This window comes from Streptosporangium fragile (genome assembly GCF_039534445.1).
GTDB lineage: Bacteria > Actinomycetota > Actinomycetes > Streptosporangiales > Streptosporangiaceae > Streptosporangium > Streptosporangium fragile.
Window position 1 is genome coordinate 1 of the sequence record NZ_BAAAVI010000123.1, and the last position, 13756, is coordinate 13756.

The window sequence follows — 13756 nt, forward strand, 5'->3', positions numbered from 1 at the left end:
GGTGCGGGCGGCCGCGGGCGGGTGTGATTGGCTGGGCCACCGTGACCGTCGCTGAGGTGCTGGGACTGTTCGGGGCCGGGATGCTCGCCGGCGTGGTCGGCACGGTGGTGAGCCTGGCGTCGATCGTCTCCTACCCGGCGCTGCTGGCGTTCGGCCTGTCCCCGCTGAGCGCGAACGTCACGAACACGGTGGCGCTGACGTTCAACGGGCTGGGCGCGGCGGCCGGGTCGCGGCCGGAGCTCGCGGGGCAGGGCACCAGGGTCCTGCGGCTGGGCGGGGTGACCCTGCTGGGCGGGGCGACGGGGGCGGCGCTGCTGCTGGCGACCCCGTCCCGGACCTTCGAGGCGATCGCGCCCTGGTTGATCGCGGTCGCCTCACTGCTGCTGATCCGCGCGCCGGGGGGGACGGGCGGGCTCGGCGGTGAGGGAGGCTGGGCGGCCCGCGCCGCGATGTTCGCCGTCGCGGTCTACATCGGATACTTCGGCGCGGCGGGCGGCATCCTCATGTTCGCGGTGCTCTCGGCCGTGCTCGACCAGGAGCCGGTCAAGGTCAACGCCGTCAAGAACGTGGTCTCCTCGTGCGCCAACGGGGTGGCCGCGCTCGGCTTCGCCCTGTTCGGGCCGGTCCAGTGGGCGGCGGCGGCGCCGCTGGCGGCGGGGTTCCTGCTGGGTGGCCGGCTCGGGCCGTCGATCGCCCGCCGGCTCCCCGGCCGCGCGCTCCGCCTGGGCACGGCGGTCTGCGGGCTGCTCGTCGCGGCCAAGCTCGGCCTGGACGCGTACGCCTGACGGACGTACACACCTCGCCCGGCCCGGCGCCCCTCCGGTGAACCGCTCCACCGGGGCGATGTGCGAGACTTCGACGCGTGCGAGAGGCGCCGGCCGGCGATGGGCTCTCGCGCCTGCGCCCGGGGTGGTGTCCCGATGCCCGGTGAGCACCGCGCCGGGGCCTTCCCCGGCCGGGTGCCCGGCCGGCCGGGCACGACGACCGCTTGAGGAGAAGGAGGCGCCCGGGTGGGCAGGAAGGCTCCACGTGAGGACGTCACCGAGGACCCCAGGGTCGGCCCGCCCAAGGAGTGGGCGGCGGGCATGCCGGGGGTGGCCCACTCGCTGCTGACGTCCCACGCCCAGATGGGCGTCGGCCGCACGTTCCTGACGCTGGCCCGCGTCAACCAGAAGGACGGCTTCGACTGCCCGGGCTGCGCCTGGCCCGAGGGGGAGCACCGCAGCCCGGCCGAGTTCTGCGAGAACGGCGCGAAGGCGGTGGCCGAGGAGGCCACCACCCGCAGGGTCACCCGTGACTTCTTCGCCCGGCACACCGTGGACGAGCTGGCGGGGCGCACCGACTACTGGCTGGGCCAGCAGGGGCGGCTCACCGAGCCGATGCACAAGCCCGCCGGGTCCGACCACTACGTCCCGGTGAGCTGGGACGAGGCGTTCGCCATCGTCGCCCGGGAGCTGCGTGCCCTCGACAGCCCGGACGAGGCGCTGTTCTACACCTCCGGCCGCACCTCCAACGAGGCGGCGTTCGTCTACCAGCTCCTGGTGCGCCGGTTCGGCACGAACAATCTCCCCGACTGCTCCAACATGTGCCACGAGTCCAGCGGCTCGGCCCTCACCCAGACCCTGGGCATCGGCAAGGGCACGGTCTCGCTGGAGGACCTGCACCGGGCCGACCTCGTCTTCGTGGTCGGCCAGAACCCCGGCACCAACCATCCGCGCATGCTGTCCGCGCTGGAGCGGGCCAAGCGGAACGGGGCGCGGATCGTCGCGGTCAACCCGCTGCCCGAGGCCGGGCTGCTGCGTTTCAAGAACCCGCAGCGGCCGTCCGGGGTGGTGGGACGCGGCACGACGCTGGCCGACCGCTTCCTGCAGATCCGGCTCAACGGCGACCTGGCGCTTTTCCAAGCCCTGTCACGGCTGCTCCTGGAGGCCGAGGACGGGGCCCCCGGCACCGTGATCGACCGGGAGTTCGTCGAGGCCCACACCCACGGCTTCGACGACTGGGAGAAGAACATCCGCGACCTCGACTGGGCCGACGTCGAGGAGGCGACCGGGCTGGACCGTCCGGTCATCGAGGACACGGTGCGGGACGTGCTCGGCGCGCGGTCGGTGATCGTGTGCTGGGCGATGGGGCTCACCCAGCACAGGAACTCCGTCGCCACCATCCGGGAAGTGGTCAACTTCCTGCTCCTGCGCGGGAACGTGGGGCGCCCGGGCGCCGGGGTCTGCCCGGTGCGTGGGCACTCCAACGTCCAGGGCGACCGCACGATGGGCATCTACGAGAAGCCGCCGGCGCGCTTCCTCGACGCGCTCCGCGACGAGTTCGGCTTCGAGCCGCCCCGCCACCACGGCATGGACACCGTGGAGGCGATCAGGGCCCTGCGCTCCGGCGAGGCGAAGGTCTTCCTCGCGATGGGCGGCAACTTCGTGGCCGCGACGCCCGACACGGCGGTGACGGAGGCGGCGATGCGCCGGGCCCGGCTGACCGTGCAGGTGTCGACCAAGCTGAACCGGTCCCACGCCGTCTGCGGGCGGGAGGCGCTCATCCTGCCGACGCTGGGGCGCACCGAACGCGACGGCGACCGTTTCGTCACGGTCGAAGACTCCATGGGCATGGTCCACGCCTCCCGGGGCCGGCTCCGGCCCGCTTCGGCCGGGCTCCTGTCCGAGGTGGCGATCGTCTGCCGGCTGGCCGGGGAGCTTTTCGGTACGGACCCCCACGTGCCCTGGGAGACGTTCGAGACCGACTACGACGCGATCCGTGACCGCATCGCGCGGGTGGTGCCCGGCTTCGCCGACTTCAACGCCCGCGTCCGTGTCCCGGGCGGCTTCGCGCTGCCCAACGCGCCCCGCGACGAGCGGCGGTTCCCGACGGAGACGGGCCGGGCCAACTTCACCGTCAACACCCTGGAGGTGCTGCGCGTCCCGCCGGGGCGGCTCCTGCTGCAGACGGTCCGCAGCCACGACCAGTACAACACCACGATCTACGGTATGGACGACCGCTACCGGGGCGTGCGCGGCGGGCGCCGCGTCGTCTTCGTCCACCCCGACGACCTGGCCGAGCGGGACCTGGCGGACGGCGACATGGTGGATCTGATCAGCGAGTGGCCCGACGGGGAGCGCCGGGCCGAGGGGTTCCGCGTCGTCGCCTACCCGACCGCCCGGGGGTGCTGCGCGGCCTACTTCCCCGAGACCAACGTGCTCGTGCCGCTGGACTCGGTCGCGGAGACCTCCAACACCCCCACGTCCAAGAGCGTGGTGGTCCGGCTCGTGCGGGTCTCCCCGCCGGAGCCCGGCTGAAAATCTACATTGTAAAGGAGCTCGCCGGCGGAACACGGATGGCTCCCGGCGGCGGGCTCAGCAGTCGGAGCCGTGGGCCAGGTTGTAGAGGGGGTTGCCGGGTACGCAGGCGGGCGTTCCCGGGGTGCTCTGGTCGATGGGGTGGGTGAACCACCAGCCCGTGCTGGCGGCCACGGTGACGGCGACGGCGCCGATCACGGCCGCCGTGCGGCCGTGCCGTCCCCCCGCCACGGTGAGGAAGGCCAGGAGCAGCGTGCCGGCGCCGGTCAGCGCCCCGGACGTGATCTCCATGAGGCCGCCCACGTCACCCGGCGGTTCGCCGATCGTGATCGTGTTGGAGAGCACCTCACCCGCGATGTACGTCCACTGGGAGGCGACCAGCAGGATCGCGACGGTCGTGCGGGCCGGGGTGGCGGGCAGGCCGGGCCAGAGGACGAGCAGGGCGGTGATCGCCAGCAGGGCGATCCCCAGCGTCGCGCCGGCCAGCAGGGGGTCCAGCCAGTCCGTGACCGGCATGCGCCCGTCGCGAGCCCGCATGGCCGCGAACCCCAGCCACGCCCCGGCGAACACCAGGCCGAGCGCGAGGGAGTACGCGAGGGTGGCCGGGGGTGGTGCCGTCCGGCCGCCGTCGGTGGCAGCGGGCAGCGGCCGCCGGTCCCGTAGGGGTGGGGAAACCATCGATCCTCCAAAGTGAGGTGAGCGCGCACCGCATTTTTCGGCTGATAGTGTGGTGCGCGCTCACCTCACTTGTCAACGAGCGAAGGGACGGCCCATGGCTCCGCCCGCCCGCCAGCGCATCCTGGCCGCCGCGGACCGCCTGCTCCGCGAGCGCGGCATCGCCCGCCTGACCACCCGGGAGATCGCCCAGGCCGCGGACGCGGCCGAGGGCAGCCTCACCAAGAACTTCGGCGGGAAGCTCGGGCTCCTCACCACCCTCCTGTCACAGGAGCTTCCCGAGCTGCGCGCCTGGCGGGCCGCCGCCACCCCGCCCGGCGACCGCCCCCTGCGGACGGTGCTCGTCGAGATCATCGAACGCGGGATCGACTTCTACGCCGCGTCGCTTCCCCTGGTCGCCGGCGCCGTCGCCGACCGTGACCTGTTCATCCGCTACCAGGAGGTGAACGCCAGGGGCGGTACGGGCCCGCAACTGGCCATCGACGCCGTCGCGGACTATCTGGCCGCCTGCCGGGAAGCCGGGGAACTCGCCCCCGCCGCCGATCCGTACGCGCTGGCGCTCGCCCTGTGCGGGGCCGCGCAGGTCCAGGCGTACACCGAGTACATCGCCGGCGCCGGGGCGCTGCGCGGTACCCGGCGCGAGCGCGCCGAGGCCCTGGCCGAGACGCTGCTCGCGGGTGCTCTGCGTGAAGAGGGCCGGTCGTGATCCCGCACGGAGACCGGCCGTTCCGCGGGCGGAACGTGACCTGGCATACTCGGCGTCATGCCACGCCCGTTCCAGCAGGTCGACGTCTTCACCGCGGTCCCGTACCGGGGCAACCCGGTCGCCGTCGTCCTCGACGGTGAGGGGCTGACCACCGAGGAGATGCAGCGGTTCGCGCGCTGGACGAACCTGTCGGAGACCACCTTCGTGCTGCCGCCGAGCGCGCCGGGCGCGGACTACCGGGCGCGGATCTTCACTCCGGCCGGCGAACTGCCCTTCGCCGGGCACCCCACCCTGGGCACGTGCCACGCCTGGCTGTCGGGCGGTGGCATCCCCGCCCGGTCCGGGGTGATCGTGCAGGAGTGCGGGGCGGGCCTGGTGCCGGTGCGCGGCACCGCGGACGGGCTGGCCTTCGCCGCACCGCCGCTGCTGCGTTCCGGGCCGGTGGAGGAGTCGCTGGTGCGGCACATCGCCGAGGTGCTGGGCATCGGCATTGCTGCGGCGGTCCCCTCGGACTGCGCGTGCCACTCCTCGCGGCGCACGGCTCAAGCAAGCCTGAACGCGCGCCGGCAGGCCGGCCATGAGGCAGTCCTCGTGCCGCTGAGCTGCATCGACGTCGAGCCGGCCGACTGGGTGCGTCGCTACAGCCAGGCCGGGGAGGTCCCTCAGCCAACGGCCACGCCCTTGACATCCCCCGGCGCGGTTCACTGAACCGCTCCGGCTTCCGCGGAGGCGGGGCACACCAGGGGAACAAGGGGTGATCATGAGGGCCGTGGTCGGTGCGCGATCACAGCCATGCTGCGACGAAGAATGCGAAGACCCTTTCGTGTCAGCTCCGACAATGGCCGGCGCAGCCAGCGGAAACCTTGCTATAAACACGAAAAGTGGAGATATGTGACGTTCTGCATTCATTGCCACTTTGATGCACGGGCATAATATAAGGGGCATGCATGACATTTATTGACTATCGGTGCATAGTTACTGTCATGGAGAGAAGTGGATTAAGGGAGTGCCGCGTAATCGAGCTGTGCAGCTCTGAGGTTCCGGCCGCCGACCGGTTCGGGTGGTGGTGCGACCTGACCGCCCGGCGGATGCTTCCCACGGTGATCAGTAGTGACCGGGCCGCCGATTTCCGCGCGTCGGTGACAATGCTGCAACTCGGGCAGATCATGGTGGCGGCGCCGCAGTTCGACGGTATGGAGTCGACGCGCACCACCCGGCTGATCCGGCGCTCGGATCCGGAGCTGTGGATGCTGACACTGGTCTCCGCGGGGGTGATGCAGCTCGAACAGGGTCGCAACCGCGCCCAGTCGGCCATCGGTGACCTGGTGGTCCACGACACCTCCCGGCCGTTCCATAACGAGGTGCTGCACCGGGGCGGCCTCGCCCGCACGATCACGCTGTACCTGCCCCGGCGGGCGCTGCCGTTGCCCGAGCAACTCCTGCGTGACCAGGTGGTACGGCCGGTATCGTCGCGGCGGGGCCCGGGGGCGCTGCTCGGCCGGTTCATGGAAGGGCTCCTGGAACAGGCGGAAACGCTGGGCTCCGCCGAACGCGCCCGGCTGGGCACGGTGGCGATCGACCTGGCGACCGTCTTCCTCGCGGAAATGATCGACGCGGCGCGGATGGTGCCGGCACAGACACGGCGGCAGATCCTCGCGCGGGAGATCAAGGCGTTTGTGCAGCACCACCTGGACCGGGCCGACCTGTCCCCGTCCCTGATCGCCGCGGCACACCACATCTCCGTGCGCTATCTGCATCGTGTCTTCCAGCAGGAGGAGCGGACCGTCGGCGGATACATCCGTGAGCAGCGGCTGGAACGCTGCCGCGCCGATATGGCCGACGGCCGCCTGGCCGGGCGGAGCGTCGCGGAGATCGCAGCGCGGTGGGGGTTTTCAGATGCCACAACGTTCAACCGGGCATTCCGGTCGGCGTACGGGATGCCACCGGGCGAGTACCGAAAACACGTTTCACGGCCCGGTGCTTCCGGATTTCCCGAAAACACCTCACGGCGCTGAGCGTCGGGCCGCGGCACCGGCTCGGATGCCCTCGAGCGTGGCACTCGTCGTAGAAGGCTCGATGGCGACGGCGGAGCCCTTCCACCGGCACGGGTGGAAGGGCTCCGGGTCACGGGATCAGCCCGGGGGGAAATTGCCGTTCTTGGCGACCGGCAGGGCCAGCTGGCTGGCGCCGGTGAGGGTGGCCTGCTCGGCCGGGAGGCCGGCGAGGACGGGGTTGATGTGCCGCAGGGTCAGCGAGACCGTGGGCAGGGCCGGGGTGGCGAGGTCGAACTTCTCCAGGTCGATCCACCGGACGATGTTGAACACTTCACCCGGGATGTTGTCGCCGGCCTTCTGCACCGGGACGCACAGCTGGCGGGCGTAGAGGACCTGCGCGCCGTGCGTGGGGATCATCGGGGTCAGGACGGGGTTGAGCTGGCGCAGGGACAACTGCTGGTTCAGCGGGTTGTTGGGGGTGATGCCGTAGCACTTGAGGTCGATGTGGCGGACGAGCGACAGCACCTCGGCGGGTGGGACCACGTTGTTCTTGACGACCGGCACGCACAGCTGCTGCGGGGTGTTCATGGAGATCTGCGTGCGCGGCAGGCTCTGGAACAGCGGGTTGAGGTGGCTGAGCACAAGGCCCGTGGTCACCGTGACGCCGGAGATCTTGTAGCAGGCCAGGTCGATGTACTTGATGAAGTCGAGCGCGGGCGACGGCGGCATCTGGGTGTTCTTGGCGACCGGGACGCACAGCTGCTCACGCTGGCCGAGGGTGACGGTCTCGATCGGCAGGGTGCTGAGCACAGGGTTGATGTGCCGCAGCGTGAGCGTGGTGGCCGGCGGCTGGTACGGGTTGGTCTTGAAGCATTCGAGGTCGAGGAAGGCGGTCAGATCCTTCGGTGTCGGCAGAGCGAGGGCGGCGGCGGGCGGCACGCAGAGGAATGCCACGGCGAGCACCGTGACAGCGGCGGATGCGAGGCGCCGGAGCATCGATTTTCTGCGCCTGTGAATTCCGGTTACGGCTCGGTCCATTGCGGCTCCAAAATCTGGGCGGGCCTCCTTGTCACCGAGTGTGTGCCGCCGCGGCCGGACTTACAATATCGCCGACCACTTTTGTTATAGCCGGAATTCGGGCCGGCGGGCCGGGGAGTCGTCAGCGGACATAAAAGCGTTTTCATTTCGCTGAAAGCCGGAGTGCGGCGGCTTTGCCGCGGATTTATCGACCTGGCGATACAGGCCATCAGAGGTGCGCGCCGGGATGGCCGGCATGGGAAGAGACTCCCGGTAAAACAGCAGCCGGCCGAGATCCGATGCCCTGACGGGGCCGCTGCAGTCCCGGGGAAATTCTGCGCGGATTTCGCCGGCCCGGGCCGACGCACGGGTTGGAAGCCGCAACGACGATCGGGCGATCTCAGGTTCGGGGTGGCCGGACGCCGCGGGTGTTCGACCGTACCGGGATCGTCGCCGCCCACCGGCTGAGCGCGGTCCGGGACGCCGGCCCGGTGCCGGTCACGGATCAGGGCCGGATCGTCAGGGCGGGCACCTGCGAGGAGCTCATAAGCCGGGACGGCCATTGTGCGCGCCTCGTCGCCGCGCGGAACCTCCGGGGACCGGCGGCCGGTACGCGAGCTGCGGTCCAAGAGCGGACCTAGCGCTGTGCGGGTTCATCCCAAATTTCCTCCAAGCCCGCCACTGAGTCCCCAAGGAAGGATCTTGTCCGGCAAGCCGTCCGACTACCGGAAAGGAGGACCTCCATGGGAACCGCACGGAGCACCCGGCTGCGTGACATCAGCGCCGTCGGCGCGGAGCTGGACGAGAGCCAGCTGAACGGCATCAGCGGCGGAACACTGACGATCCAGAGCATCACCTACTGCGGCGACGCACGGGGCAGAGGCGACGACTACGTGTGCTAGAGAAAGGAACCATCACGACGATGCGTACGCGACTGACCGACATCAGCGCCGTGGGCATGGAGCTGAGCGAGGACCAGCTCCTCGGCATCAGCGGCGGAATGTACGCCGCCGACGACCGTAGCGGCTGCTACATCGACAACATGTGCAAGTACGACGACATCTCCCTCTGACAACCCAGGGGGGCGCCCGTCGGGCGCCCCCCGCCTTTCCGATCATGATGAGAGGCATCCTGTTGCCCAGCCCTCATGTTCTCGTCCTCACCGGTGAGGACGATGTGCACGCCGAACGCGTCGGTGGGCATCTCGCCGGGCGCGGGGCTCGCGTCACCGTCTTCGACCCGCAGGACTTCCCCGTCTCCGCGCGGCTGGACCTGGTCTACCTGGCGAACGAGCCGGTGCGCAGGGTCCTGCGCTGCGCGGACGGGACCGTGGATCTCGATGCGGTCACCGCCCTGTGGTGGCGGCGTCCCATGCCGCCCGCACCGTACCCGGAGCTCACCGACCCGGCGGTGGCGGCGTACACGGCCAAGGAATGCGAAAGCCTGGTCACCGACCTGTGGGAGAACCTGCCCTGCCGCCAGCTGCCGGCCCGCGAGTCGGTCTTCCGCCGCGCCGGCCGCAAGGCCTCCCAGCTCGCTCTCGCGGCCGAGCTCGGCTTCTCCATCCCGGAGACGGCGATCACCACGGATCCGGAGTCGTTCCTGGACTTCCGCGACCGGCACGACGGCCGGATCGTCACCAAGCCGCTCTACATCCCCTGGATCGACGACGTGGGCGGCCACCTGCACGTCAACCGGCTGTGCGAGCCGGTGTCCACCCGTGACGTGGCCTACGCCGACGGGCTGCGGTTCTGCCCGGTCATCGTGCAGGAGCGCATACCCAAGCGGCTCGAACTGCGCGTCACCATCGTCGGGGACCGGGTCTTCACCGCCGAGATCCACTCCCAGACGGCGAACCGCTCCAGCCTCGACTGGCGACGGTACGACACCCGGGTGACGCCGTACCGCGTACACCGGCTGCCCGACGAGATCGCCGAGCGGTGCCTGGCGCTGACGCGCCGCCTCGGCCTGGCCTACGGGGCGATCGACCTGATCCTCACCCCGGACGGTCGCCACGTCTTCCTGGAGATCAACCCCAACGCCCAATGGCTGTGGATCGAGGACCTCACCGGTCTCCCGATCAGCGCGGCCATCTGCGACTTCCTGCTCGAAGGACCCTGACTGTGCCCCTGTTGCCCGACGTCCTGGCCTGCCTACGCGAGATCACCGAACTCGAACCCGCCCAGGCCAAGAAGATCACGAACGAGCTCCGCCGGAAATATCCGGGTATCCCCATGCGCCTGGTCTGGCAGCGCGACTCACCCGGCGGTCCCTGCCACTACGACATGCTGATCACTCTCTACGGCGGCGTCGTCTCCCTGGCCTTTGCCCCGGACCGGGCGCTGCCCTGGCCGCTGCGTGGCGCCCAGCACGCCGGCGAGCAGACCGTGCTGCGGGTCAACGGCCGGGACATCACCATGGAGCAGGCCGTGGCCGTGCTGGATGTGCTGTGGAGCGACGCCTCCCTGGCGATGCGCCTGGTCAACGCCTCCCTGGTGGAGGAGGAACTGGACCGTCACCCCGTCGAGCTGCCGGCCCCCGAGCTCCAGGAGGCGCTCGATGCCTTCCGCCGGGCACGCGGCCTGCTCACCGTGCAAGCCACCCGGGACTGGATGGCCGAGCGCGGACTCGACCACGCCCATCTCGAACAGATCGTCTCCCGGGAGGCCGCGGTCGCGCGACTGCGGCAGCGCGTGGCCACGGACGCGGCGGCGGAGTTCGCCGCCGACCCGGCCGGATACGACGTGCTCTGCGTCCTCCGGCTGCGATACCCGGACCCGGTGACGGCGAGCGCGGCCGCGACGCGCCTTCAGGAGGCGGATCCCCTCGGCCAGTCCACGCGCGAGACCCTCGACCACGGCGCCACCGTCGGCGTCGACCGCCTCCACCGCCGGGACCTGGGCACTCTCGGCGCGGACGCTCGCGTCGGGTGCGTACTCGGGCCCGTCGGCAGCACGGTCTTCCGGGTCCTCGAGGTACGGCCCGCCGTCCTGGACACCGCCACCCGGCAGGCCATCGAGAAACGGCTCTTCGAGCGATGGCTCGCCGACCGGCGGCGTACGGCCGGCATCGAATGGCGCTGGGGCACCGCACCACGGACCACCGCACTGACCGAAACGCTACGGGAGCCGGCATCCGTCTGATCAGCTCTGCCCGGACTCCTCAGCTCTGCTCGGACACGGCCTTGCTCACGGCGTTGGGGCCGTCGTACTCCCTGTCCGGGATCTTCTCCAGCGCGTCGAGGATCTCCTTGCCCGCTCCCTGGCCGCGGGCTGCGTTCAGCAGGTCCTCGCGGCCGGCCGGGTAGTCGACACCCGACAGGTGCTTCTGCAGTTCGATGGGATTCGGTGCTTTCGCCATGGTTGTTGCCTCCCGGCGCTCGCGTACCCGGCCTCACGTACCGGGTAACCGGGGGCCGCGCCAGGATCGTGTCAAGAAGGAGCGCGCCCGCGGGTCGCGGGCGGCTCCGTCCAGCGTCCGCCGGACCGCCTCCACGGCCGGTGGCAGCGCGCGGCGGCGCTCCAGCGGCCGGGGGAGCCGGGGCGGGGCGTCCCGCAGGCCGGCCCGGTCTGCCGGACCGCCGCGTGCGGCGGCGAGGGCGGTGCGCGCCACGACCGGCCACGGGCGGCGCAGGACCGCGGTGAGCACCCGGTTGCGGGCGGCGAGGGCCTGCCGGGCGCGGGGGTCGCGGGCGGGGGAGGGGTGGTGGTGGGCCACGACGTCCTCGACGTAGGCGAGCCCCCAGCCGGCCGCGGCCAGGTCCAGGGCGAGTCGTTCCTCCTCCCCGAAGAAGAAGACCACGTCGTCGAAGCCCCCGGCGGCCAGGTACGCCTCCCGGCGGACCACCGCACCGCAGGCCAGGAAGCCCAGCACGCTCGGGCCCGGCAGGTCCGGCTCGACGCCCAGCGGGGACGCGGCCATCTGCCGGCAGATCGGATCCGGGCGTTCCTCGGGGCCCACCAGGACGTGCCCGGCCAGCAGGCCCAGGCGCGGGTGGGCGTCGAGCACGTCCGCGGCGCGTTCCAGCGCCCCGGGCGCCCACCAGGAGTCGTCGTCGGCGAAGGCGACGTAGGGGGTGGCGGCGAGCCGCACCCCCGTGTTCCGGGCCGGCGCGCCGAGGTTGCGCCCCAGTTCGACGATCTCGACCTGCGGGAACCGCCGGCGCACGGCGTCCAGGGTGCCGTCCGCGGAGCCGTTGTCGACGAGGATGACGGGGCCTTCGTGGCGGGGCAGAGATCTCTCCAGATCGTCCCCGCGGTCGCGGGTGGCCACCACCACCGTCACGCGTGTCGTCGCACCGCCCGCCATCCCGCGGTCCCCCGAACCCGTAGTGGAGCCGACCCGTTGCAGAGCGCTGCCTACCCGTCACTCACGGTGGGAAACCTTGGTGCCGGCCACCCGTTCCTGCGACGGCCGCCGAGGCCGCGGCGCACCCGGCGGTGCCGGGCGCGCCCCCGGTCGTTCTCGCCGCCGGGGCGCCGGTGGTGCCGCCCTCATGGCATGGCTGCTCCCGCTGCGGTGGCGTTCGCCGTACCACCCGGACGCGCCCGGCCGACCGGGGCTGGTGTGAGCTGCGAATACCCGGGAATCGTGGTGATTGTGTCATCGGGGGATGCGAGGTGAGTGCCATGAGCTCCGAAGTGCCGGTGATCACCAGACTGTCGGACCTGGCGGCGCTGCTGAGCAGGCGCAGCGGGCTGTTCATCCGGTGGTCTCCGGAGCTGGACCGGGACGTCGTCCACGGCGGCAGCCGGGACGCGCTCACCGGCGCGCCGCTGCCCGGCCTGTCCGCCAACCCGCTCGACGTCGAGAGCTGGTGGGACGGCAGATCGATCCGGCTGTGGGCCGCGCGGCGGCTGTACGACTACTCCCATATCCGCGACCACCGCGGACCGGGGGTCAGGGCGTGGGTGCTCGCCGGGACCGAGGTGGGGCGGGGCCCGGACAACGAGCCCCTCATCGAATGCCATGAAGTGCTCGGAACCGTCGACGACGCCGTCATGAGGGAGGTGGAGGACCTGGTCGCCGCCCAGCGCTCGTCGATGTGGGGGCCGCTCGACCGCGAGCAGGGGGCGAGCTGAGGGGCCGCGGCCCGGCCGCGGGGCCGGGATCGCCCGTGGAGCATGCCGGTGTGGTGTCCCTGACCGGATTCCGTCCGGGCTGTCCCTCAGACCGGCACGATCTCCGCCCCGACCAGGTGACCGTCCTCGATCCGCAGCACGCCGATCGTGCCGTGGGGCTGGCGGCGGCGGTCGGTGGGCGAGCCCGGGTTGAAGATGCGCAGGCCGTTCTCGCTGTGGTCCAGCGGGATGTGCGAGTGCCCGAACACCACGAGGTCCGCGGCCGGGAACCGGCGCCGCATCCGGGCCGCCCGTCCCGCGGCCGGGCCGCTGTCGTGGATCATCGCCACGCGTAGCCCGTCGAGGTCCAGTTCGAGCGTTTCGGGGGCCGTCACGTCCGGCCCGTCGTTGTTGCCCTTGACCGCGTGGACCGGGGCGTAGGCGGCCAGCTCGTCGAGCACCCCGGCGGTGCAGACGTCGCCCGCGTGCAGGATCAGGTCCGCGCCGCGCAGGTGCTCGGCCACCCGTGGCGGGCACCCCTTCCACCGGCGTGGGGCGTGCGTGTCGGACAGCACGACCACCTTCATCTCTCCATCGTCCCACCCCGGCCGGGGCGAGCGCTCCCGGGCGCCGGGGGAGAGGATCCGTCCCGAGCCGGGGGGAAGCGCCGTTTTGACGCGTCCCCCGTGCGCGACTTTGACCGTGAGTGATGGCGAGGTCGTCGTCCCGGCCGCGGACGCTTGGCCGCCCGGGGCCGTCCGTCAACGCGCTGACACGAATCACCATGGGGCGGACCATGGGAAACGGCCCGGTTCCGAGGATCTTGACAGAGCCGCCGGTTGCTTGCAAGATGACGGTTCAGCCTCGCTAATGCGGATTACCGCCAGATTGGGACGCTACAGACCGTGACCGCTCCCGGCCGCCGCCTCACCCAGCAGGACATCGCCCGCATGGCGGGTGTGAGCCAGACGACGGTGTCGCTGGTGCTGAACAACCGTGCCGTCA

At 71.4% G+C, this 13756-nt stretch carries 16 protein-coding genes; 11 read left to right on the top strand and 5 right to left on the bottom strand.

Features of this window, described 5'->3' with window-relative positions:
• Both ABD841_RS39255 and ABD841_RS39260 read left to right on the top strand, forming a co-directional pair.
• The coding region (locus ABD841_RS39255; RefSeq protein WP_344982142.1) for a sulfite exporter TauE/SafE family protein at positions 1 to 785 on the top strand (785 nt) is incomplete at its 5' end.
• A gap of 300 nt (positions 786 to 1085) precedes the next feature.
• Positions 1086 to 3299 (top strand): FdhF/YdeP family oxidoreductase, encoded by a 2214-nt coding sequence (locus ABD841_RS39260; RefSeq protein ID WP_344982154.1) that lies wholly within the window; start codon positions 1086 to 1088, stop codon positions 3297 to 3299.
• A gap of 57 nt (positions 3300 to 3356) precedes the next feature.
• On the opposite strand, the gene ABD841_RS39265 is transcribed toward ABD841_RS39260, so the two are convergent.
• Positions 3357 to 3977, bottom strand: coding sequence for a hypothetical protein (locus ABD841_RS39265; protein ID WP_344982143.1), 621 nt, complete (start codon positions 3975 to 3977; stop codon positions 3357 to 3359).
• A gap of 94 nt (positions 3978 to 4071) precedes the next feature.
• Between ABD841_RS39265 and ABD841_RS39270 the strand changes: the two genes are divergently transcribed.
• The 3 genes from ABD841_RS39270 (at position 4072) to ABD841_RS39280 (ending at position 6695) form a co-directional block, all read left to right on the top strand.
• Positions 4072 to 4680: a TetR family transcriptional regulator gene (locus ABD841_RS39270; RefSeq protein ID WP_344982144.1), complete on the top strand. Its 609-nt coding sequence runs from the start codon at positions 4072 to 4074 to the stop codon at positions 4678 to 4680.
• Between the two features lie 57 nt (positions 4681 to 4737).
• The gene (locus tag ABD841_RS41050) at positions 4738 to 5388 is read left to right on the top strand and encodes a PhzF family phenazine biosynthesis protein (RefSeq protein WP_425582117.1); all 651 of its coding nucleotides are present in this window, start codon (positions 4738 to 4740) and stop codon (positions 5386 to 5388) included.
• Positions 5389 to 5663: 275 nt separating this feature from the next.
• Positions 5664 to 6695, top strand: coding sequence for a helix-turn-helix domain-containing protein (locus ABD841_RS39280; RefSeq protein ID WP_344982155.1), 1032 nt, complete (start codon positions 5664 to 5666; stop codon positions 6693 to 6695).
• A 117-nt stretch (positions 6696 to 6812) separates the two neighbouring features.
• On the opposite strand, the gene ABD841_RS39285 is transcribed toward ABD841_RS39280, so the two are convergent.
• A complete protein-coding gene (locus tag ABD841_RS39285; RefSeq protein ID WP_344982145.1) occupies positions 6813 to 7628 on the bottom strand; it encodes a hypothetical protein in 816 nt (271 codons plus the stop codon).
• A gap of 806 nt (positions 7629 to 8434) precedes the next feature.
• On the opposite strand from ABD841_RS39285, the gene ABD841_RS39290 reads away from it, so the two are divergent.
• Genes ABD841_RS39290 through ABD841_RS39305 form a run of 4 tightly spaced genes read left to right on the top strand, consistent with a single transcriptional unit; the run spans position 8435 to position 10834 of the window.
• Positions 8435 to 8593 (top strand): hypothetical protein, encoded by a 159-nt coding sequence (locus tag ABD841_RS39290; protein ID WP_344982146.1) that lies wholly within the window; start codon positions 8435 to 8437, stop codon positions 8591 to 8593.
• 20 nt (positions 8594 to 8613) lie between these two features.
• Positions 8614 to 8763 (top strand): hypothetical protein, encoded by a 150-nt coding sequence (locus ABD841_RS39295; protein ID WP_344982147.1) that lies wholly within the window; start codon positions 8614 to 8616, stop codon positions 8761 to 8763.
• A gap of 44 nt (positions 8764 to 8807) precedes the next feature.
• Entirely contained in the window at positions 8808 to 9812 is a 1005-nt protein-coding gene (locus tag ABD841_RS39300) for an MvdC/MvdD family ATP grasp protein (protein WP_344982148.1), read from the top strand.
• 2 nt (positions 9813 to 9814) lie between these two features.
• On the top strand, positions 9815 to 10834 hold the full coding sequence (locus tag ABD841_RS39305) for a TIGR04500 family putative peptide maturation system protein (RefSeq protein ID WP_344982149.1): 1020 nt from the start codon (positions 9815 to 9817) through the stop codon (positions 10832 to 10834).
• 19 nt (positions 10835 to 10853) lie between these two features.
• On the opposite strand, the gene ABD841_RS39310 is transcribed toward ABD841_RS39305, so the two are convergent.
• The gene (locus ABD841_RS39310; RefSeq protein WP_344982150.1) at positions 10854 to 11051 is read right to left on the bottom strand and encodes a DUF2795 domain-containing protein; all 198 of its coding nucleotides are present in this window, start codon (positions 11049 to 11051) and stop codon (positions 10854 to 10856) included.
• A 33-nt stretch (positions 11052 to 11084) separates the two neighbouring features.
• Complete coding sequence (locus tag ABD841_RS39315; RefSeq protein WP_344982151.1) at positions 11085 to 11999, bottom strand: glycosyltransferase family 2 protein; 915 nt, start codon at positions 11997 to 11999, stop codon at positions 11085 to 11087.
• Between the two features lie 320 nt (positions 12000 to 12319).
• Here ABD841_RS39315 and ABD841_RS39320 point away from each other — a divergent pair, with 320 nt between their 5' ends.
• Complete coding sequence (locus tag ABD841_RS39320; protein WP_344982152.1) at positions 12320 to 12772, top strand: DUF6098 family protein; 453 nt, start codon at positions 12320 to 12322, stop codon at positions 12770 to 12772.
• Positions 12773 to 12858: 86 nt separating this feature from the next.
• On the opposite strand, the gene ABD841_RS39325 is transcribed toward ABD841_RS39320, so the two are convergent.
• Positions 12859 to 13338 (bottom strand): metallophosphoesterase family protein, encoded by a 480-nt coding sequence (locus ABD841_RS39325; RefSeq protein ID WP_344982153.1) that lies wholly within the window; start codon positions 13336 to 13338, stop codon positions 12859 to 12861.
• 318 nt (positions 13339 to 13656) lie between these two features.
• Here ABD841_RS39325 and ABD841_RS41055 point away from each other — a divergent pair.
• A partial coding sequence (locus ABD841_RS41055) for a LacI family DNA-binding transcriptional regulator (RefSeq protein WP_425582118.1) occupies positions 13657 to 13756 on the top strand: 100 nt, incomplete at its 3' end.

Bases quoted from the DNA above. Each gene is read 5' to 3' on its own strand.
- ABD841_RS39260 (WP_344982154.1), top strand. From the start codon at position 1,086: ATGCCGGGGGTGGCCCACTCGCTGCTGACGTCCCACGCCCAGATGGGC.
- ABD841_RS39265 (WP_344982143.1), bottom strand. From the start codon at position 3,977: ATGGTTTCCCCACCCCTACGGGACCGGCGGCCGCTGCCCGCTGCCACC.
- ABD841_RS39270 (WP_344982144.1), top strand. From the start codon at position 4,072: ATGGCTCCGCCCGCCCGCCAGCGCATCCTGGCCGCCGCGGACCGCCTG.
- ABD841_RS41050 (WP_425582117.1), top strand. From the start codon at position 4,738: ATGCCACGCCCGTTCCAGCAGGTCGACGTCTTCACCGCGGTCCCGTAC.
- ABD841_RS39280 (WP_344982155.1), top strand. From the start codon at position 5,664: ATGGAGAGAAGTGGATTAAGGGAGTGCCGCGTAATCGAGCTGTGCAGC.
- ABD841_RS39290 (WP_344982146.1), top strand. From the start codon at position 8,435: ATGGGAACCGCACGGAGCACCCGGCTGCGTGACATCAGCGCCGTCGGC.
- ABD841_RS39295 (WP_344982147.1), top strand. From the start codon at position 8,614: ATGCGTACGCGACTGACCGACATCAGCGCCGTGGGCATGGAGCTGAGC.
- ABD841_RS39300 (WP_344982148.1), top strand. From the start codon at position 8,808: ATGATGAGAGGCATCCTGTTGCCCAGCCCTCATGTTCTCGTCCTCACC.
- ABD841_RS39310 (WP_344982150.1), bottom strand. From the start codon at position 11,051: ATGGCGAAAGCACCGAATCCCATCGAACTGCAGAAGCACCTGTCGGGT.
- ABD841_RS39315 (WP_344982151.1), bottom strand. From the start codon at position 11,999: ATGGCGGGCGGTGCGACGACACGCGTGACGGTGGTGGTGGCCACCCGC.
- ABD841_RS39320 (WP_344982152.1), top strand. From the start codon at position 12,320: ATGAGCTCCGAAGTGCCGGTGATCACCAGACTGTCGGACCTGGCGGCG.
- ABD841_RS39325 (WP_344982153.1), bottom strand. From the start codon at position 13,338: ATGAAGGTGGTCGTGCTGTCCGACACGCACGCCCCACGCCGGTGGAAG.